18 protein-coding genes are annotated in these 20159 nt (G+C 45.3%); 9 read left to right on the top strand and 9 right to left on the bottom strand.

The genetic code is table 11. The features are described from left to right. Positions 1-8: 8 nt before the first annotated feature. From ABXT59_RS09490 to ABXT59_RS09480, 3 genes are all read right to left on the bottom strand, one after another. Positions 9-995, bottom strand: a complete 987-nt coding sequence (locus ABXT59_RS09490) for an ABC transporter permease (RefSeq protein ID WP_443635875.1) — start codon at positions 993-995, stop codon at positions 9-11. Between the two features lie 9 nt (positions 996-1004). Continuing rightward, the gene (locus ABXT59_RS09485; protein ID WP_443635874.1) at positions 1005-1787 is read right to left on the bottom strand and encodes an ATP-binding cassette domain-containing protein; all 783 of its coding nucleotides are present in this window, start codon (positions 1785-1787) and stop codon (positions 1005-1007) included. Between the two features lie 98 nt (positions 1788-1885). Beyond that, positions 1886-2818 (bottom strand): substrate-binding domain-containing protein, encoded by a 933-nt coding sequence (locus ABXT59_RS09480; RefSeq protein ID WP_443635873.1) that lies wholly within the window; start codon positions 2816-2818, stop codon positions 1886-1888. Between the two features lie 446 nt (positions 2819-3264). Between ABXT59_RS09480 and ABXT59_RS09475 the strand changes: the two genes are divergently transcribed. From ABXT59_RS09475 to ABXT59_RS09445, 7 genes are read left to right on the top strand one after another with little or no spacing between them, the layout of a single operon-like run. Next, a complete protein-coding gene (locus ABXT59_RS09475) occupies positions 3265-4113 on the top strand; it encodes a MurR/RpiR family transcriptional regulator (protein ID WP_443635872.1) in 849 nt (282 codons plus the stop codon). 48 nt (positions 4114-4161) lie between these two features. Continuing rightward, positions 4162-6069 (top strand): bifunctional 5-dehydro-2-deoxygluconokinase/5-dehydro-2-deoxyphosphogluconate aldolase, encoded by a 1908-nt coding sequence (locus ABXT59_RS09470; protein ID WP_443635871.1) that lies wholly within the window; start codon positions 4162-4164, stop codon positions 6067-6069. Between the two features lie 18 nt (positions 6070-6087). Further along, the gene (gene iolD, locus ABXT59_RS09465; protein ID WP_443635870.1) at positions 6088-7938 is read left to right on the top strand and encodes a 3D-(3,5/4)-trihydroxycyclohexane-1,2-dione acylhydrolase (decyclizing); all 1851 of its coding nucleotides are present in this window, start codon (positions 6088-6090) and stop codon (positions 7936-7938) included. A 3-nt stretch (positions 7939-7941) separates the two neighbouring features. Next, positions 7942-8742 (top strand): 5-deoxy-glucuronate isomerase, encoded by an 801-nt coding sequence (iolB, locus tag ABXT59_RS09460; RefSeq protein ID WP_443635869.1) that lies wholly within the window; start codon positions 7942-7944, stop codon positions 8740-8742. Between the two features lie 48 nt (positions 8743-8790). Beyond that, positions 8791-9690, top strand: a complete 900-nt coding sequence (iolE, locus tag ABXT59_RS09455) for a myo-inosose-2 dehydratase (protein WP_443635868.1) — start codon at positions 8791-8793, stop codon at positions 9688-9690. Positions 9691-9702: 12 nt separating this feature from the next. Then, positions 9703-10701, top strand: a complete 999-nt coding sequence (iolG, locus tag ABXT59_RS09450) for an inositol 2-dehydrogenase (RefSeq protein WP_443635866.1) — start codon at positions 9703-9705, stop codon at positions 10699-10701. 31 nt (positions 10702-10732) lie between these two features. Further along, positions 10733-11854: a phytanoyl-CoA dioxygenase family protein gene (locus tag ABXT59_RS09445; protein ID WP_443635864.1), complete on the top strand. Its 1122-nt coding sequence runs from the start codon at positions 10733-10735 to the stop codon at positions 11852-11854. Positions 11855-11907: 53 nt separating this feature from the next. On the opposite strand, the gene ABXT59_RS09440 is transcribed toward ABXT59_RS09445, so the two are convergent. Then, the gene (locus ABXT59_RS09440) at positions 11908-12387 is read right to left on the bottom strand and encodes an Lrp/AsnC family transcriptional regulator (protein WP_443635862.1); all 480 of its coding nucleotides are present in this window, start codon (positions 12385-12387) and stop codon (positions 11908-11910) included. A 170-nt stretch (positions 12388-12557) separates the two neighbouring features. Between ABXT59_RS09440 and leuA the strand changes: the two genes are divergently transcribed. Further along, positions 12558-14243: a 2-isopropylmalate synthase gene (leuA, locus tag ABXT59_RS09435; RefSeq protein WP_443635860.1), complete on the top strand. Its 1686-nt coding sequence runs from the start codon at positions 12558-12560 to the stop codon at positions 14241-14243. An 87-nt stretch (positions 14244-14330) separates the two neighbouring features. Here the strand turns inward: leuA and ABXT59_RS09430 are convergent, their stop codons facing one another. After that, positions 14331-15716, bottom strand: a complete 1386-nt coding sequence (locus ABXT59_RS09430) for a cytochrome-c peroxidase (RefSeq protein WP_443635858.1) — start codon at positions 15714-15716, stop codon at positions 14331-14333. On the opposite strand from ABXT59_RS09430, the gene ABXT59_RS09425 reads away from it, so the two are divergent. Continuing rightward, positions 15651-16124 carry a tetratricopeptide repeat protein gene (locus tag ABXT59_RS09425; RefSeq protein ID WP_443635857.1) on the top strand — a complete coding sequence of 158 codons (474 nt, stop codon included), beginning with the start codon at positions 15651-15653 and terminating at the stop codon, positions 16122-16124. The genes ABXT59_RS09430 and ABXT59_RS09425 overlap by 66 nt on opposite strands. A gap of 72 nt (positions 16125-16196) precedes the next feature. Here the strand turns inward: ABXT59_RS09425 and ABXT59_RS09420 are convergent, their stop codons facing one another. From ABXT59_RS09420 to ABXT59_RS09405, 4 genes are all read right to left on the bottom strand, one after another. Next, complete coding sequence (locus tag ABXT59_RS09420) at positions 16197-17264, bottom strand: TRAP transporter substrate-binding protein (RefSeq protein WP_443635855.1); 1068 nt, start codon at positions 17262-17264, stop codon at positions 16197-16199. A 156-nt stretch (positions 17265-17420) separates the two neighbouring features. Further along, complete coding sequence (locus ABXT59_RS09415; protein ID WP_443638587.1) at positions 17421-18956, bottom strand: TRAP transporter large permease; 1536 nt, start codon at positions 18954-18956, stop codon at positions 17421-17423. Next, positions 18956-19561 carry a TRAP transporter small permease gene (locus ABXT59_RS09410; RefSeq protein WP_443635853.1) on the bottom strand — a complete coding sequence of 202 codons (606 nt, stop codon included), beginning with the start codon at positions 19559-19561 and terminating at the stop codon, positions 18956-18958. Before ABXT59_RS09410 ends, ABXT59_RS09415 begins: the two co-directional genes overlap by 1 nt. A 39-nt stretch (positions 19562-19600) precedes the next feature. Continuing rightward, the gene (locus tag ABXT59_RS09405) at positions 19601-20155 is read right to left on the bottom strand and encodes a flavin reductase family protein (RefSeq protein ID WP_443635851.1); all 555 of its coding nucleotides are present in this window, start codon (positions 20153-20155) and stop codon (positions 19601-19603) included. Positions 20156-20159 lie beyond the last annotated feature (4 nt).

The following is a 20159-nucleotide window of genomic DNA, read 5'->3' as shown; positions in this document are numbered from 1 at the left end:
TGTCCTTGTTATGCGCGCAAACGTTGTTGAGCTTGGCGGCGTTGATCAAGCATTACTGCACCAACGATAATCATACCTTTCACAATTTCTTGATAGTAGAAATCGATACGCAAAAAGGTGAAACCAGAAGTGATAACACCCAAAATACAAACCCCGATAACGGTGCCAGAAATGCGTCCACGGCCACCAAATAATGAGGTGCCACCAATAACTACGGCCGAAATAGCATCTAATTCATACATGGTTCCCATGCCAGACTGACCGATGGTTGCTCGCGCACACATCACTACTCCAGCCAGCCCAGAGAGGGACCCAGCAATGGTGTAAACCATAATTTTATGACGTCGCACGTTAATGCCTGCCACTCTTGCAGCTTTTTCATTAGAGCCAATGGCATAGGTGTGTTTGCCATATACAGTGTGCTTCAATATGAGGTGGAATATTACCGCAACCACAAAAAATATTAATACTGGCCATGCCCCTGAGCCGATGGCCGTAAAAGAATCAGATAAAGAATAAACAGGTTGACCTTCCGTATAAATAACCGCCACCGCACGAGCAGTCACTAACATACCCAAGGTAGCAATAAAGGAGGGGATACCGGTATAAGCGGTAATGGCACCATTAATCCAGCCGCAAGTCGCACCCACTAACAAGCCAATGGTAATTGGAATAATGATGGGTAAACCCAAAAACTGTGGAAATATGGGAGCAAAAGCGTCTGCTGATTGGGCTAAGCTGGCAGCCACCATGGCGGATAATGCAAGTACTGCACCCCCTGACAGATCTATGCCTGAGGTGATAATGACTTGTGTTACGCCGACCGCAATAATGCCGAAAATAGAAACTTGTAAAATGATAATCTCTAGGCGTTGGAGATTACCTAAAAAGCTTTTACCTACGAATACCCAGCCAAGCACTTCAAATAATACCGCGATACCAATAAAAACAGCAAAAATGCTGGCCTCTGCGGGGAGGTTTTCTCGCTTAAACATGATGACCTCTTAAATGTAGCTGGCTTTTTCGTGAACACCGCCCTGCATGCCGGTTATCATAGACACAATTTCATTGCCATCGGTTTCAGAAGCAATGACTTCACCCACAATGCGTCCACGACGAAATACCCAGATTTTATCAACTAAGTTAAACACCTGGCGCAGATTATGGCTGATCAGTATAAGAGGAACTTCTTGCTCCTTTAAGCCGCGAATAATGTTTTCCACTTGTGTGGTTTCTTGCACGCCGAGGGCCGCAGTGGGTTCGTCCATAATAATGAGTTTAGAGGCAAAACTGGCGGAGCGACTGATGGCTACACACTGGCGTTGGCCACCGGACATGTCGCCCACGTGGTTACTTAAATTTGGAATTTTGATCGCAGTTCGTTCTAATACTGCTTTGGCCTTCTCCATCATTTTCTTTTCATCGAGTATGCTAAATGGGCCAAACTTGAAGAGTAACTCTTCACGGCCTAAAAAAAGGTTAGAAGGCACATCTAAATCGTTACATAAGGCTAAATCTTGAAACACTGATTCAATACCTGCTTCCCGAGCTTCTAAGGGAGAGTTGAATTCAACGCGTTTGCCTTGGAAAAATATATCACCTGAAGTGGGTTGTTCTACCCCAGTAATTTGGCGCACGAAGGTAGACTTTCCTGCACCGTTGTCTCCTACTATAGCTACGTGCTCACCTTTTTTGAGAGTGAAATTGGCGTCTTCTAATGCATGCACGCCACCATAGCGTTTGGTAAGATTTTCGGTGCGAAGAATGATGTCGTCTGGATTGTTCATAAGGTTCTCTAAATGCACTGAAAGCTAAAAATTAACGTTGTAACTAAAAACCTCCGGAGGATATCCAGAGGTTTTTTTGATGACTAAGGCGTTAGTGTTTAGTTAGCGCCCATGTACTCTGCCATGTTAGCAGGAGTAACTAATTCAAACGGAATAGTAACCGAATTTGGTAGTGACTCACCGTTAATCGCAGCAATTGCAGCGTCGATGCCGCCTGTTGCTTGACCAGCAGCATTTTGGAATACTGTGACATCCAAGTCGCCTGCTTTCATAGATGCTAGTGCGTCTGCAGTTGCGTCTACACTGCCAATAAGTACATCATCCATGCTGATGCCAGCATTTTTGAAGGCTTGAACTGCACCTAGGCCCATTTCGTCATTGTTAGCAAAGACGATATCGATCTTCATACCAGAACTCAACCAGTTAGATACAATGTCGTTACCCTTCGAACGCTGCCAGCTGCCTACTTCTACGGCTTCTAGCTTAATGCCATTACACATAGATAGTCCCAAAACTTCTTCGAAGTCTTTAGAACGTGTTACAGCTGCTTCGTTCGACAAGATACCTTGCAGCATTACCGCAGTTCCAGTGCCGCCAGCTAAGTTACATAATTCAAAGGCTGCCAAAGTGCCAGACCAAGTTTCATTAGAGCCAACAAAAGTACTCGTGCCGCCTAAGCTAGCAGAGTCAGATGGCATGCGGTTAACGTAAACAATAGGAATGCCTGCTGCATTCGCCATTTTAGTCATCTGTGGAGTTGCCGCAGCACTTACTGCTGTGACTACCAAAGCATCAACGCCAGAAGCGATGAAGTTTTGTACTTGACTAAGTTGGGTACCTACATCTTCACGGGCATCTTCTATTTGAAAAGTATGACCTCTTTCCTCTGTGTGAACTTTAGCAGCTTCACGCATCAAGGTCAGAAAGTTGTCGTCAAAGTTAGAGCTTAAATATCCAATGGTTGCGGCATTTGCGCCAGTAGCCATAACCACAGATAAAGCCGTGGCTGCAAACAAATTAATTTTTTTCATTATTTTCCCCCTAAAAACTTAGCTAAGCTAATTTTTAGTTTTGTTATGCGGAGTATTCCGCGGTTGCTCGACATTACTACTTGAATAACTTAAGGCGATCGCCTTAGGTTAAATCCTGTTCTAACAAATATTTACGGTAGGTTGCAAAACGAAACCCACATTAACATATTTGAGAAGGAACAATTTGTACCATTTTAAAAAATAAATTTCAACAATTTTATTTTTGAAATAAATATTCCATATGCAATTTGATTTACGTATAATCACTCGATTATCGTATGGATCTTTAGTGATGAATAACGACTTGCATATCGCCATCGTTTCCTAAAGTCTTGATAAATTTGGCATGTTGTTTTAATTACTCTTGGACAGCCATAATTTTAACCCCATCAGGGTAAGGCCGGGTGGGCCATGCGAAACGTAACGATAGGTTGTTGGATTAATTTATGACAAAAGTTATTCAAGTAGCACCGCCTCGTGTATTTAGTGAATTGAAGCCTTGGCTACAAGATCACTATCAAGATTTGCCCAAACGGTTACAGAGTGTTGCCGTGTTTGCAATGCACAATCCTGAAGTGATCGCCCTCAATACGGTGGCATCAATTAGTGACCAGGTGGGAGTGACACCATCAGCTATGGTGCGCTTTGCAAAGTCGATCGGTTATCAAGGTTTTTCTGACATGCAGACTGTGTTTCAGGAAAGTATGCGACACATGCCACAACCTTACGCGGAACGACTCAATTCAATGCAACGCTCGGCTGGGCGGGAGCAAACGGTATTATCACAATTTACCCAAGCGGCTGCTGAATCCATTGCCCGCTTAGAGCAAAATGTGGCTGAAAGTGCTTTGTTAAGAGCCAGTGAACAGCTGGCTCAGGCACGTATGGTGTATATAGCGGGTCAAGGCAGAGCTGAACCTGTAGTCACCTACTTGCATTATACGTTGGTCAAGTTAGGGGTTCAGTCAGTGATTTTATCAGGCATGCACCACAGTATGGCAGACAAAGCCCGCATGCTGAGAACTGACGATGTATTACTGGCGATTAGCTTTAGTCCCTATACTGCGAATACTCGAGAGCTAGTCGATATTTGTTTGCTTAATAAGACTAAGGTTGTGGCGTTAACAGATTCAACGCTGAGTCCAATAGCCCGGGCTGATGATTTTCATTTAGAAGTGTTAGAAGAGGAAGTTAGTGGCTTTCGTGGACTGTCAGCCACCATGTGCCTAGCCTTATGCTTGGCTGTAGAAACGGGAAGAGTCCGTGCTGAGTTAGATGAAAAGTTAAACACTTAATACTTCCTCACTGTTTATTTGGAATGAATATTTCCTTTAGGTTTATATATGAAACATAAAAGTTTGGATTTAGTGTGCTTTGGCCGCTCTAGTGTTGACCTTTATGGCCAGCAAGTGGGTGGGCGCTTAGAAAATATGGGAAGCTTTGCCAAGTATGTGGGAGGCAGCCCAGCTAATACCGCCATAGGCACTGCTAGACTTGGACTTAAATCAGGCATGATTACCCGCGTTGGTGATGAGCATATGGGGCGTTTTATCCGCGAAACCATGCAGGCCGAGGGGGTGGATGTCCAAGGCATAAAGACTGACCCTGAACGTCTATCAGCCTTGGTTATTTTAGGCATTCAGGACGAAGGCCAGTTTCCACTTATTTTTTACCGAGAAGATTGTGCCGATATGGCATTGTGTGAAGCAGACATTGATGAAGATCTGATCGCCTCGAGCCGTGCTTTGCTCCTTTCAGGTACTCATTTGAGTACGCCAACAGTGGCTGCAGCGAGTCGAAAAGCCATAGCGCTGGCCAAAAAAAATGATACTAAGGTCGTGTTGGATATAGATTACCGACCTAATTTATGGGGTTTAGCAGGCCATGGAGATGGCGAGAGCCGCTTTATCGCCGATGCCAACGTGAGCCAGCATGTGCAATCTTTTTTACCTGATATTGATCTTATTGTGGGCACAGAAGAAGAGTTTCATATAGCGGCTGGTTGCGAGGATAGCCTTGAGGCCTTGGCTATTGTGCGAGCGATGTCCATGGCGACCCTAGTGTGTAAACGAGGGGAACAGGGTTGTCGGGTGTTTGAGGGCGATATCAAGGGCTGGTTATCAGGGTCTGAAGGGCCTGGGTTTAAGGTGGAAGTCTACAACGTGCTGGGAGCAGGGGATGCCTTTATGTCAGGCCTGTTGCGGGGTTGGCTAGGGGGTGAAGATTGGCCGACTAGCTGTGCCTACGCAAACGCCTGTGGCGCCTTTGCGGTGTCGCGTCATGGATGTGCTCCAGCTGTACCTTCATGGCAGGAATTAGAATATTTTCTAGAACATGGCAGTGAGCATCATGCTTTGCGCTTTGACCCTGTGCTCAATCATATCCATCGTACCACCAACCGTCGTAAACAACATGAGCGTTTAGTGGCGTTTGCCATAGATCATCGACATCAGTTCACAAGTTGGGCACAAGCAGCAGGCAAGACCCCAGCGCATATTGATCAGTTTAAGCAGCTTGCGGTGCAAGCTGCTGTGCAAGAAGCAGGGCAGGACTCAGGTTTTGGCATGTTAGTGGACGACCGAACAGGACGCTCAGCATTACATCAAATCACAAGTACCAAGGCATGGGTTGGCCGGCCAATAGAAAGCTCAGGTGTGTTTCCACTGCGCCTAGAAGCTGAAGGTGATATTGTGCAGCACTTGTTTGACTGGCCTCTTAATCAAACTGTGAAGGTGCTGTGCCCTTATCGCCTAGATGATGATGCAGCAACGCGTCAACACCATGAAGAGTTAATGATAAGGTTAGATCAGGCTTGCCGTTTCACAGGGCATCAGTGGTTGTTAGAAATTATTACTGCGCGCGATGATAATAGCCCAGCCTTTGAACAAGTGGCCCCCATCATGCAATACTTTTACAAACTAGGGGTTAAACCGGATTGGTGGAAGCTTGAACCGGCTTTAGATCCAGCATATTGGCGCCAGGTGGGTGAGGTTATTGATGCCCATGACAGCCATTGCCAAGGCATCATTGTTTTAGGTTTAAATGGCACTATAGAAGGCATTAGTGAAGCCTTTTATGCCGCTTCCAAGCAACCGTGGGTGAAAGGATTTGCCATTGGACGCACTTTGTTTGCTGAAGCCGCCCAAGGTTGGCTGCAAGGCCATCTTGATGATGCGCAAGCCATTAAACTCATGGCTACAAATTACCGATTAATCATTGCTGCTTGGGACAATGCCCAGGCGCAAAAGTAACGCACAGAGTATCTTCCTATGTCAAAAACTATGCAAACCTTTCGATTAACTACTGCCCAAGCGTTGACTCGTTTTTTAATTAACCAACATGTTGAGCTTGATGACGGTAGTGAACTGCCATTGTTTGCAGGTGTTTGGGCTATTTTTGGCCATGGAAACGTGGCAGGAATTGGTGAGGCACTTTACCAAGTGCAAGATCAGCTTCCCACTTATCGTGGCCATAACGAGCAATCTATGGCTTTGGCGGCGATCGCTTTTGCTAAAGCTCGTCAGCGTCAACAAGTGATGGTAGCTACTACATCGATTGGCCCTGGTGCCACTAATCTAGTGACTGCCGCTGGAGTCGCTTACGTCAACCGTTTGCCTGTATTGCTGGTGCCTGGTGATGTATTTGCCTCAGGTCAGCCAGATCCTGTGCTGCAACAAAGTGAAAATTTTGCTGACGGTAGTAGCACCGTCAACGACACACTGCGGCCAGTAAGCCGCTACTTTCATCGCATTACTCGGCCTGAGCAGCTCATTCAAGCTTTGCCTAGGGCTATGGTGGCGCTTACTGATGCAGCTTTATGTGGTCCAGCGACCATTAGTATTTGCCAAGATGTGCAGTCTTTGGCATTTGACTACCCAGCATACATGTTCGAAAAGCGGGTTTGGCGATTACGCCGTCAAGGTCCAGATGCCAATGAACTAAAGCAAGCTGTAAAAACTTTGCTCAGCGCTAAACAACCCGTCATCGTGGCAGGTGGAGGAGTGCGTTATTCATTAGCCGAAAGCGAGCTCCAAGCCTTTGCTAAATGTCATAAAATTCCAGTCATCGAGACCCAAGCAGGCAAGTCTTCAATGTTGGCTAATGACCCACTCAACGCAGGTGCTGTGGGAGTGACTGGTGTTGATAGTGCTAATGATTTAGCGGCTAATGCAGACGTTGTATTGGCCGTCGGTACGCGTTTACAAGACTTTATTTCAGGTTCTAACACCTTGTTCAAAGGTCAGGTCATTCAGCTTAATGTGCAACCCATGGATGCTATTAAATACCGGGCGCAAGGTCTTTTAAGTGATGCCCGTTTGGGTTTGCAGGCATTGTCATCCCATTTAGCTGGCTATGTTGCCCCCGTGGAATGGCAGCAAAGGGCCACAGCAGGAATGAGTGCTTGGGCTCAGTTATGTGAAGGCATTTTACCCGCCACTGATGAGCAGGTTATGCCCTCTGATGCGCAGGTGGTCGCAGCGGTCAATGCGAGTGTTGATGAAAATGTAGTGGTGGTCGCCGCAGCGGGTAGTTTACCTTCAGAGCTGCACAAGCATTGGCGTGCCAAGCAGGTGGGTGGCTATCATCTAGAGTATGGTTATTCCTGCATGGGCTATGAGATTTGCGGTGGTGTAGGGGTGAAGCTGGCATGTCCAGAGCGTGACGTCGTGGTCATGGTAGGCGATGGCTCTTACATGATGATGAACTCAGATATAGCAACGGCTGTTAGCATGGGCTTAAAGTTAACTATTGTGGTGTTAGATAATAGGGGCTTTAGTTGCATTAACCGCCTGCAGATGGCCACAGGTGGTGCTAATTTCAACAACCTATTGCAAGACACTTACCATAAAGGATTAGCCCAAATTGATTTTGCGGGTCACGCCCGATCGATGGGAGCTCAAGCGGACCATGTGGCTAACGTGGGTGAACTTAAGCAAGCTTTGCATTCTGCTCGTCAGCAAGAGGGTGTGAGCGTAGTGGTGATTGATACTGACCCATTACATTGCTCACCTGGAGGCGCTTACTGGGAAGTCGAGGTGCCTTCAGTGTCAGAGCGCGAGGAAGTGACAGCGAAGCATCAAGAGTGGACTGCGCAGCGCATTGCCACCCGAGGCTATTAAGTCATGTCTAAATTATTGATTAAGCCCGCTAAGGGCTCCCAAGTTCATTCCGTCACACCGCAATCAGCGGGGTGGAAATACGTGGGCTTTAATGTGCACGATTTGTCAGTCGGTGAAAGCTTAGAATGCTGCCAATCAGGTCGCGAGCTTTGTCTGGTAGTTTTGACAGGCAGTGCGAACATTTCTGTGGGCCAGCAAAGTTGGCATAATGTGGGTGGTAGAACGAGTATTTTTGTTGATCAGCCCCCGGGTGCAGTCTATGTGCCGGCAGGAGAAACTGCCCACATCGTCGCTCTAGACGCGATTGAGATCGCTGTCTGCAGTGCACCTGGACAAGGCCGTAGTGGCCCGGCGCGTTTGATAGACCCGAATACCATGTCTCAAGAAGTGAGGGGAGAAAGCACTAACACGCGTTATGTGCGCAATATTTTACCAGAAACTGAGGCTGCTGACGGTTTGTTAGTGGTTGAGGTGATTACCCCATCCGGCCACTGGTCGTCTTACCCGCCACACAAACACGATCGTGATGCTAGCCCAACAGAAACTTTACTGGAAGAAACCTACTATCACCGCTTAAATCCAGCTTCTGGGTATGCTCATCAGCGGGTGTATACCGACGATCGGAGCTTAGATGAAACCTTGTCTGCAGAAGATCGTGACGTGGTTTTAGTGCCCAAAGGATACCACCCTGTGGGTGTGCCGCATGGCTATACCAGTTATTACTTGAACGTTATGGCGGGTCCCCTTAGGGAGTGGCATTTTTATAATGACCCAGCCCATGAATGGATGTTAAAAAAGACCTGAGAGGGCTTTAGATAAACTTCTTTGTCCTAGAACCATAGAGATGCTCACATGAAACTTAAATTTGGTATGTCCCCTATTTCTTGGTCTAACGATGACCTTCCGGAACTAGGAGGGGAAACTTCCCTTGAAACTTGTTTACGAGAAACGCGTTTAGCAGGCTTTACAGGAACTGAAACGGGTGGCAAGTTCCCCAAGGACAAAGCCAACCTAGGGAGAGTGTTAAAAGAACACCACTTACAACTTGTGTCAGGTTGGTTTTCGGGTCAGCTGTTAAACATTAGTGCCGAACAAGAAATCATTAATATCAGGCCTCAGTTAGAGCTATTTCGTGATTTGGGCGCGGCAGTTATTGTCTATGGAGAAACTTGGAATACGGTGCAGAATGTGCGTAATGCGCCACTGTCTGACAAGCCCATATTACCTGAGGCAGATTTTACTGCTTATGGGGAACGCCTGACTAAAGTGGCTGAATATTGTGCCAGTGAGGGCGTGCCTTTGGCCTTTCATCATCATATGGGTACGGGTGTTGAAACTGAACGAGAGCTCGACTTAGTCATGCAAAATACGGGTGATGCTGTCGGTTTATTAGTGGATACGGGGCATTTGGTGTTCGCTGGTGGTGATCTCATGGGCGTGGTGGATCGTTACGGCCATCGCATCAATCATGTGCATACCAAAGATATTCGGCAAGAGGTCATGGCCACAGTTGACCGTACCAAAGATTCATTTCTTGACTGCGTGTTACGCGGCGTATTCACCGTTCCAGGGGATGGCATGATCGACTATGGACGTTTTATGCAAGCCTTAGCTGATAAAAATTATGAGGGTTGGGTTATTGTTGAAGCAGAGCAAGACCCTGCCAAGGCTAACCCATTCGAATACGCGGTAATGGGCTATAACGCATTGCAGCAAGCAGCCCTAGCGGTAGGTTACTCTATTATTGATTAAGTAGGCATACATATGATTAAACTAGCGTTATTTGGTGCTGGACGCATCGGTAAAATCCATGGGCACAATGTGGCACTTAACCCACAAGCAGAACTAGTTGCTTTGCACGACCCTTATCAAGTTAATGCAGATCACTTAAGTGCAGCCCTGGGTTGTAAACAAATGACCCCTGAGCAAATTTTTTCAGACCCATCTATTACGGGTATTTTGGTGTGTTCAGCCACCGATACCCATGCTGATCTGATCGAACAGGCCGTCCTTGCTGGCAAGCATGTATTTTGTGAAAAACCTATCGATTTATCATTAGCACGGGTGCAGCAGGTAGTGGACAAAGTCAACGCCAGTCCAATTACAACTATGCTGGCTTTTAATCGCCGCTTTGATTCTAACTTTGCTTTACTCCAACAACGCATCGCCGCAGGTGAAATTGGTGACGTTGAATTAGTGAGTATTATTTCTAAAGATCCGTCACCTCCGCCGGTAGATTACATTAAGGTTTCTGGTGGATTGTTTCGTGACATGACCATTCATGACTTTGATATGGCCCGTTTTCTCTTAGCAGAGGAAGTTGTACAAGTCACAGCACAGGCATCCTGTCTAGTGGACTCAGACATTGGTTTAGCAGGAGATGTGGATACTGCCTTAGTCACTTTGCGCACCGCCTCTGGTAAATTAGCCCAAATTTCTAATAGTCGTCGCGCAAGTTTTGGTTACGACCAGCGCTTTGAAGTGCATGGTAGCAAAGGTATGTTAACCGCCTCTAATGTGAATGAAAATACGTTAACCAGTTATACCCAAGCCGGTGTGACTCGTGCCAAACCCTTGCACTTCTTTCTAGAACGTTACGAGGCCGCCTACCAATCAGAGTTAGCCAGTTTTATTGCTGCTCTTAATGGTGCTGATGTGGTTTTGCCCACCATGAACGATGGCTTACAAGCCTTACGTTTGGCAGAAGCTGCAATTGTGTCTATTGAGCAAGGCCGCACTGTGGCAGTGAGTGAGATCAGCTGAATTGATGGACTCTTGATAAGGAATACAAATAATGCATAACATGAAGGCCTTTGAAGCCAGCTTAAAGCCTCATTTAAAGCTTAAAGATTATCCATTTGCTGTTGATTTTTCGGCTCATATTCCTATTTACGACGGTGATCAACTGCGAACTCTTGATGCACACAATAAAGCTCAAGTACAAGCTGAGTGGGCGCAATGCTTGCAGCATGGTGCGGGTGTTTTTGTGGTGCGTCAACTCTATGACCAAGTCGCTGCAGTGGATGCGGCAACTGAGGTATTTTACCAGTTGTTGCATGAGCAAAATAAAAACCCTCAAACCAACGGTGATCATTTTGCAGCGCAAGGGGTCAACGGTCGTATTTGGAATTGTTTGGAAAAGTTGGCCGTAACTCAGCCCCAAGCTTTTATAGACTATTATAAGAACCCATTGTTAGCTCAAGTGTGTGAGTCTTGGCTGGGGCCAGACTATCAGTTAACGTCTCAGGTTAATTTGGTTTATCCAGGTGGCGCTGCCCAGCAACCGCACCGTGACTATCATTTGGGTTTCACCAACGATGAGGAAGTTACGCGTTATCCGTTACACGTGCAAGTGATGTCGGCTATGCTCACTTTACAAGGCGCTGTGGCTCACTCAGACATGCCCGTAGAGTCTGGTCCCACGATGTTATTACCTTATTCTCAGCGCTACGAATATGGCTATGCCCTGTATCGTGATCCTGAGTTTGTAGACTACTTTGCCCAACATGCGTTGCAACTGCCACTGAAAAAAGGGGATGGGCTGTTTTTTAACCCAGCACTCATGCATGCCGCAGGTGAGAATGTATCGACTGATGTGCAGCGCATGGCTAACTTGTTCCAAATTTCATCAGCCTTTGGCAAAGCCATGGAATCGGTCGACCAGCAGCGCATGCAGCTGGCTTGTTATGACCAATTAAGGCAGAGCCAATTAAGTGCTGAGGAATTATCAGCAGCAGTTACAGCCTTAAGTGATAGCTATCCTTTTTCGAGCAATATGGATCGTGACCCCCCAACTGCAAGTTTAAGGCCGGTCAGCGGGCGTGATCTACTCATACAGGCTTTGGCAGAACAATGGTCACTCGATCACTTCTCTGATGCCCTGCAGGCGCTAAATTGGCGCAAAGCTTCACACTAAGGTGTGGCACAAATTTTTTATAGACACCCTAGTTGATTCCCCCTAATACAAGATTAATGCTTCACATAGCCTAAAGGCAGTGCAGTGCTATCAAGTACTTTGCGCATCACAAACGCTGATTTGACACCACTGACACCTTTTATCTTGGTGATTTTGCCTAGTAAAATATCGTGGTAGCGATCCATATCGGGAACCACGACTTTAAGTTGATAATCGGCTTCGTGGCCGGTAATCAAATAACACTCCATAACTTCAGGCAGTTGGGCCACGGCTTGCTCAAATTCTGCAAAGCGCTCAGGGATGTGTTTGTCCATACTGATATGTAGAAGGGCGGTGAGATTGAGGTTTACAGCTCGGTCATTAATCCGCACCACGCGATCACGAATAACACCCTCTTCTTCCAATTGTTTGACACGCCTAGAGCAAGGTGCAGCCGTAAGGCCTACACGTTCAGCCAACTCTTGGTTGGATAAACTGCCATTATCTTGCAGGTGACGCAAGATATTAAGATCGTAGCGGTCTAAGGTCGTCATAGTATTCCTCAAAAATAAGCTTTAACGCAAATATATTGCGAATTAACGATTTAATAGTATAAATTATTGCTTGTATCGTCAAGTTTTAGCTAAATTAGATGTGATATTGCGCTTATTTGCCGATACACTAGTTTAAATGCAAGTTAAAATGATTTAACCAGAGAGTTCTCATGCTTGACCATACGTTTAACCACCGCAAGTACCAGCCTTTTAGAGCCACACCTTTAGCGGATCGCACTTGGCCCAGCAAATCCATCACCCAAGCGCCTATGTGGTGCAGTGTGGATTTGCGTGATGGTAATCAGGCCTTGGTAAACCCCATGAACAGTGAACAAAAACTGCGCATGTTTGAACTCTTGGTTAAGTTGGGTTTTAAACAAATAGAGGTCGGCTTTCCATCAGCATCCACCACAGACTTTGATTTTGTGCGCATGTTGATTGAACAGAATAAGGTGCCTGATGATGTGACCTTGCAAGTGCTTACCCCTGCCCGAGAAGAATTAATTAAAAAGACCTATGAGGCCTTGGATGGGGTGAAGCGGGCTATAGTGCATGTGTATAACTCAACTTCTACAGTGCAACGTGAACAAGTATTTGGCTTACCAGAAGAGGGCATTAAGGCCATCGCGGTGCAGGGCGCTCAATGGGTGCTTAAGTATGCCAATAAATACCCCCAAACACATTGGAGCTTTGAGTACTCACCCGAAAGTTTTACGGGCACGGAAATGGATTATGCGGTAGAAGTGTGTGACGCAGTGATTGAGCAATGGTTGCCAAGCATTGATCGTGAACTCATTATTAATTTGCCGTCTACTGTCGAACTTTCAACACCCAATTTATTTGCTGATCAGGTGGAATACTTTTGCCGCCATTTAAAGCATCGCTCACAGGTGACTATTAGTCTGCATACCCACAATGATCGCGGATGTGCAGTGGCTGCAGCCGAATTAGGCATTTTGGCAGGAGCCGATCGGGTAGAAGGCACTCTGATGGGTAATGGAGAGCGCACTGGCAATATGGATGTCATCACCATGGCCATGAACTTGTACTCCCAGGGCATTGATCCCACCTTAGACATAAGCAATGTATTGGAAATTATTGAAGTGGTTGAAAGCTGTACTGAAATTGCTGTGTCACCGCGCCACCCATGGGCTGGAGAATTAGTGTATACGGCATTTTCTGGCAGCCATCAAGACGCTATTCGCAAGTCGGTGGCGTTTCATAAGCAGCATGATAAATCTCACTGGGACGTTGCCTACTTGCCCATAGACCCGCGGGATATTGGCCGCGAGTACGAGGCCGTAGTGCGCATCAATAGCCAAAGTGGCAAGGGTGGTGTGGCGTTGGTGTTAGAGCGAGATTATGGCATTGAATTACCTAAGTGGATGCACCCTGTGTTAAGTAAGATTGTGCAACAAGCCACAGAAACCTCCGGTGTAGAGGTTTCACCGAAACAAATTAAGCAACTTTATGATACATATTTTGTGGCTGTGGACCCCGCATGGCAGTTGCGAGACTACCGGTTAAATGCAGTCACCAGCGAAGATAGTATTATTATTGAGGGTTGCTTTAATCTCCATCAGGGGGCACTTGAAGGGTCTGGAGCAGGCGCTTTAGAAGCCTTGAGTGACGTACTTAGCAGGCAATACAGTTGCCCCATTGAAGTCACCCAATTTGATCAACACGCCATGACTAAGGGCACAGATGCACAGGCCCTTGCGTGTATTGAGATGCATGTTAACGGCGTTGTATGCCATGCTGTAGCACAAGCAGAAGACACGACTGCGGCAACCTTACAGGCGATGCTGACAGCCTTTAGTCGTCATCAGATAGAAAGTGTCATAAACGTCGCTTAGACGACCTTTGACTCCATCTTGCCCTTGCCTTTAAACGGGCAGGCTGGATGGATTAAACGGGTTATTGAAGAAAAACGGCCAGCCAATTTAATCAACAGGCAGTTTGCTAGGAACCTCGTAAGGGCGCCCCAAGGGTAATTCATCTGCTCTTTTTCCTTCAAGTGCGGTTAAAAAAGCAAGCAAATCGTCAATTTCGTTATCGGCTAATGTCATTGGCTTTATATCAACAGATGACTTTATCCGTGCCATCTCTCGCTTGTCATCATGAACTAGAAAATCTATTTGGCTTACCCATGGTACATCAGGTAAATGAGCCTGCTTAGGTTCCCATTGTTGCAATGACTTTAAGGGAGAGAGGTGGTGTCTTACAATACTTTCAAGAGTGTCATAGGCCCCGTTATGCCCATAAGGCCCAGTAAGAGTGACGTTCCTAATGCTCGGGGTTCTAAACCGATAAGCATCTTCTAATAAGTCAGTTTCTGCCATGCGGCCAACATCACGAGCAGAAGGGTCAAACCGCCTTGTGCGTCCCGGCCCAAAAGGGGGCAGAGCTAAGGCATGAAAAGCATGGTCGGTAAATAACTGACCCGCATGACAGGATGCGCAGTCGGCTTTATTATAAAATAGATCTAATCCGCGTTTTTGTGCCGATGTTAAAGCATTGTTATTGCCAGCGATGAACTCATCAAATGGCGCATCATAGCTGCGCCATTCAAGGTTAATAAAGGCAGACAAAGCCTCCGCAATTTCAACCATAGTGACATCAGCAGTGTTTTCAATATGATCAAACGCGCTTACAAACATCTCACCATATTCAGGTATATTGCGCACGCGTTTCGAAATAATTGGCCACACGTGGTCAATTCGGTCATGGGTAGCGCCTGCAATTTGATTTTCTTTTGGGTTTCCTGCCATTTCAAATTGTGAGGTAACGGGAAACATAGCTTGGGCTGCAAGTAGGTTTGTTAAACCTTTTGGCAGCCATTCTTCTGCGGGAGAATTATAACCATTTTCATAAAGATTTGATTTTGAGAGTCGCCCATCATGGAACAGGAATTTAAATTCTTTGGCGCCTAGATTCCAAAGTGCTTGGGCATTTCTGGGAATGCGTTTTTTAATTTTATCAGTGCCTATCCCCGGCGTTCTTTGGGTGCCAATCCCATTGCCTCCCTCGCCTATACCCAAGGATAAGCCATCGCTGCCACCCAAATCATGATGATGGCATGTGCCGCATGATATATTTTGGTTACCTGATAAAATCTTGTCGTAAAATAATAACTGCCCAAGTTTGGCTTGCCTTTCATCAACAGTGATGAAATCATTTAGGGATAAGGGTTTGGGTAAATCTAAAGCATAAGACTGAGAAATCCCAAATGTTAAGTGTACTATTATAAAAAGAGAGAGCTTGTGCGTAAATTTTTGTTGCTTGGGTTGATGGTGTTTTCGGTATCGTGTTTTGCAGAGATTGAACATGCACGAGATCTTATGGAAAAGGGAAGCTTTAAAGAGGCCATGAGTGAACTCCTGCCAGCCGCGCGCTCTGGTAATGCCGATGCTGAAGAGTTGATCGGGGTCATGTACGCTATGGGGTTGGGCGTTCCCAAAGATGATCAAAGAGCGTTTGAATGGTACTTGCGCTCGTCGATGAAAGGGCATCCAGGGGCTCAAAGTGGTGTTGGATGGTATTATGAAGTAGGCAGGGGTGTTGAAAAGCCCGATCTTGTCAGAGCCTATATGTGGTATGTTCTTTCGGCCATTGGTGGCGATCCAGATGCGGCCATAAGCCAAGAAGAGGTTGTGAAAAAAATGACCCCAGCACAAATTGAAAAAGCTCATATATTAATTGATGATTATAGGGTTTGGCTCTATCCATTTAGATAAACTAAAAATGGGGAGTGTCAATATACAATAAATAGGGCCGTTCAGCTATGTTGAACGGCCCTGACTTGGTTTTTAATTCAAGTCTTTTGCATTACCTGCAGCAATTGCTGTTTCTGCTTTAGAGACCGCGCTTGTTAAAGCGTTAAAGATTGCTGGTCCACCGTTAACATTGGTTTGGAACCATTCATAAACTGGCGTAGCCGCTTTTTTAAATGCAGCTTTTTCAGCAGGGGTTGGCACATACAAATCGCCACCTCCAGCAACAAAATCTTCATAAGCTTTAATAGATTTGCGTTTTGGTGAAGCAAATGTAGCCTGTTGAAGAGCGGCAAAACCATCCACAACAACCTGACGAAGTTCAATAGGCATAGACAAGAACTTTTCGTTGTTCATCCACCAAAGCGCGCCCATATAAGCATGACCATCAAGGGTGACGTATTTCAGGCCAGCATCAGGGAATTTCATGCCCATAATGTCTGTAATGCCATTTTTAGAACCTTCAACAACACCCGTTTGGAATGATGTAAACAACTCAGGCCAAGGTATTGGAGTAGGTGACGCACCCAGCGCTTTAACTAATTCTTGGGGTAGATCGGCAACCACGGTTCGAATTTTAAGGCCCGCCATATCATTTGGGTTTTGAACTCTGCGTTTTGTATTTGCAAAGTTACGCCATCCGCCAGTATTGCCAATGGTCATCAAACGAATTTTATCAGCAGAATCTTTAAGGGCCATATCACGCATAGTACGTGTAAAATCGCCAGATAAGACATTTTCCGCAACTCGATCACTTGCCATAAGATAGGGTAAATCTAGTACCTGAACGTATGGAAATGCACCTGCAGCGCCACCAGATGTTGAAATGTAAACATCAATTGAACCATCAGCTACGCCTTGCAGACACTCAGCGCCTTTTGAACATAGTTGTGTGCCAATAAATAATTCAACAGCAATTTCACCGTTTGAAGCGGCTTCCACAAAGTTTTTGAAAACCACAAGGCCATCATAATCTTCGTCATTTTCGTTAGAGTTGGCAGTTGCTCGTATTGTATAGTCTGCAGCATACGCAGTGACTGTGCTTCCTGCCATTAAACCAACGGTGAAAGCAGTCACTCCCAAAGTTTTTATAAAAGTATTCATATGAACTCCTCAGTAAATTGGGCTTATGCCCTTTTTTATTGTTGACGAATTTTTAACGTTCGTCAGTTTCTAACTTTTCCCCTTCAAAAGGTTGCTTGTTATGGCTGACCAGAACAAAAAGATACCCTTGAAGTATATGGAAAATGCTTAAACTCCTTAATTCGGTTGTAAGAAGAAGCCAGCTATTGGCCCCACCAAATCGACATCTTTAACAAACCCTAACCACGAGGGAATACCCAGTGAAATGATAGGAAAATAGGTGATGAGAAAGATAACAAAAATTTCGACTGCTAAAAAAGGCAATATTGCCTTTGATATTGTTTCTACTTTCACGCCTGAAACAGATGAAGCTACAAACAGGACTAGGCCCATCGGAGGAGTGGCTAATCCAACGGTTAAATTAACCGACATGATCATAGCAAAATGAACAGGATGAATACCTAAATCAATAAATATGGGCGCCAAAATTGGCCCTAATATTATAATTGCTGGCCCTGCATCTAAAAACATACCCACTATAAATAATAAAAGATTGATTAACAGTAGTAACAGAAGGGGATTGTTAGTTAAAGCCAGTATATATACCGCTAAATCTTCTGCGATATGAGAAAGGCTTACAACCGTTTTAAATGCCATGGCTGCGCCTACCAATAATAAAACAACGGATGAGGTGATCGCAGACTTCACCAAAATGGGACCAAGATCTTTTAAATTTATGGAGCGTAAAATGATTAAACCAAGCAATGCTGTATAGGCAACAGCAAGAGCAGAGGCCTCTGTCGGGGTTGCTACACCACCTAAAATACCACCCAAAATAATAACTGGCGTTAATAAAGGCAGTACTGCACGTTTTGCCACGATCCTAAAGTCATTCGAGACTAAGCGTCTTTGAATTTGAAATAGAGTTTCTGTCACTATTAATGCACCAGCAAAATGCAGTAATAGGGTTGTGGAATAGCTCCCTATGTCAAGATTGACAACTTTGACTACCAATGGATATAAGATGAATGCCAGCATCAACCGAGCAATCACACGGGCGGCAAGGTTTTCAGCCGTAGAGATACTGACCCCTTCAATGACAAAACGTTTTGCCGGAGGGAATTCATATTTATTAGCCATCAACCTTGTCATAATCATCAAACCCATGCCCACCAGAATGCCAGGAATAATGCCGCCAGCAAATAAAGCCGCAACTGAAACTTCCATCACATAAGCATAGATGATCATAATGCCTGAAGGGGGGATTATGGGGCCAATAACTGACGATGCAGCCGTAATCGCTGCAGCAAACTTTCTTGTGTAACCTTGTTTTTCCATCGCTGGAATTAACATAGAGCCCAACGCAGAAGTATCAGCCACTGCTGAGCCTGACATACCTGCAAACAGCATTGAAGATAGAATATTTACTTGTGCTAGGCCGCCTCTTACGGAGCCAATAATGGTCTGAGAAAACGCAACTAAACGTTCTGTTATGCCAGCCTTGTTCATTAACTCCCCAGCGAGCATGAAAAAAGGAATAGCCAGTAATACACCATTATCGATGCCGTTAAAAACATTGCGATACATCAGTGCAATGTCTCGCTCTTGCCCGTTGAGATATAACATGAAACCAGGGGCGGCAAGCATGGCAAAATATACCGGAACTCCAATCATCAAAAATATAAGAAACAAGGGTAAGAACCAAGCTAAGATCACGAATTTACCGCCATTACATTAGGAAGTTTGGGTGAGGGAAAGCTTTCATTGCCCCATATAATTCTGGCAAATTGACGCATAACTAATTCTAAAGAAACCATTAAAATAAGGGTGAGAAAAACACTCATGGCTAAATAAATATAAGCGGTTCTAAATTGTATCTGTGTACCTAAAAGTTGGTTTATACCGGTATCTTGTAGCAATCTGTTTAAACCAGATGAGTCAAATAGTAAAGGTGAAGAAAAGTGCGTCCAGGCATGCTGTAGCATGATGATAGAGACAAAAGTGCAGAGTAATAATATCGACAGTATCAAGTAATTTTTAAGGCGAGCGGGGATGTATTCATGCAACATATCAATGGAAACAAAGCCTGTGTAACGATACGCAGAAGGTGCAACCATCGCCATCATCCAAATCATCAAAGCCCTTGCGGCCTCCTCTGGCCAAGGAAGGGCATTGTTAAGTACGTACCTGAAAAATATTTGGGTCAAAATCACCAGCACCATTAACCCAAGCGCAACAAGCCCTATCGTGCGCCCCAATAAAAGTGCACGAGTATTAATTGCGTCAAACATCTCTAGCAGGACACGTATCGTTTTCACAATGTGGTGCGCTGGAAGTTAACTTGATTGTAAACGAGGTTATTGTGAAAACTTACCAAAATGGCCTCCAGCAAACATCAAAGGCTTGCCCTCGTTCTGCGTGAACTGCTCTACTTTACCAATGATTATGGTGTGATCACCCCCGTCATATGTTGTTTGTATGCTGCATTCAAACCTTGCTATGGCCTCAGGTAAAATGGGTAGGTGATGTTTGCCAAAATGCCATTCGCAGTCTTCAAAAGCGGTTGGGTTTTTAGCAAAGTTTAGTGCGAGATCGGCCTGATCCTCTGCTAATACATGCACTGCAAAAAAACCAGCATTATAGAATGCTTCTCTTCTTTCTGACTTGTTGGCTATAGACCATAAAATCAAAGCTGGATCTAATGAAACCGATGCAAATGAATTGACTGTCATACCAATAGGTGAATAATTGTCATGGGCTGTAATAACGGTGACGCCTGTTCCAAACTGCCCTAAAGCATTCCTGAATGCACGATGATTTTCTTGGCTAGGGACCATCATTGTCTCTTGAGATTCATCTAAGTCTGTTGGCATAAGAGCAAGTTTTAAGTTGGATGGTTGAGTTGAATTCATCGCA

This window comes from Candidatus Njordibacter sp. Uisw_058, assembly GCF_047730065.1.
GTDB lineage: Bacteria > Pseudomonadota > Gammaproteobacteria > Pseudomonadales > Balneatricaceae > Njordibacter.
Note: the sequence above shows the minus strand (reverse complement) of the source record. Positions and strands in the feature narration are given on the sequence as shown.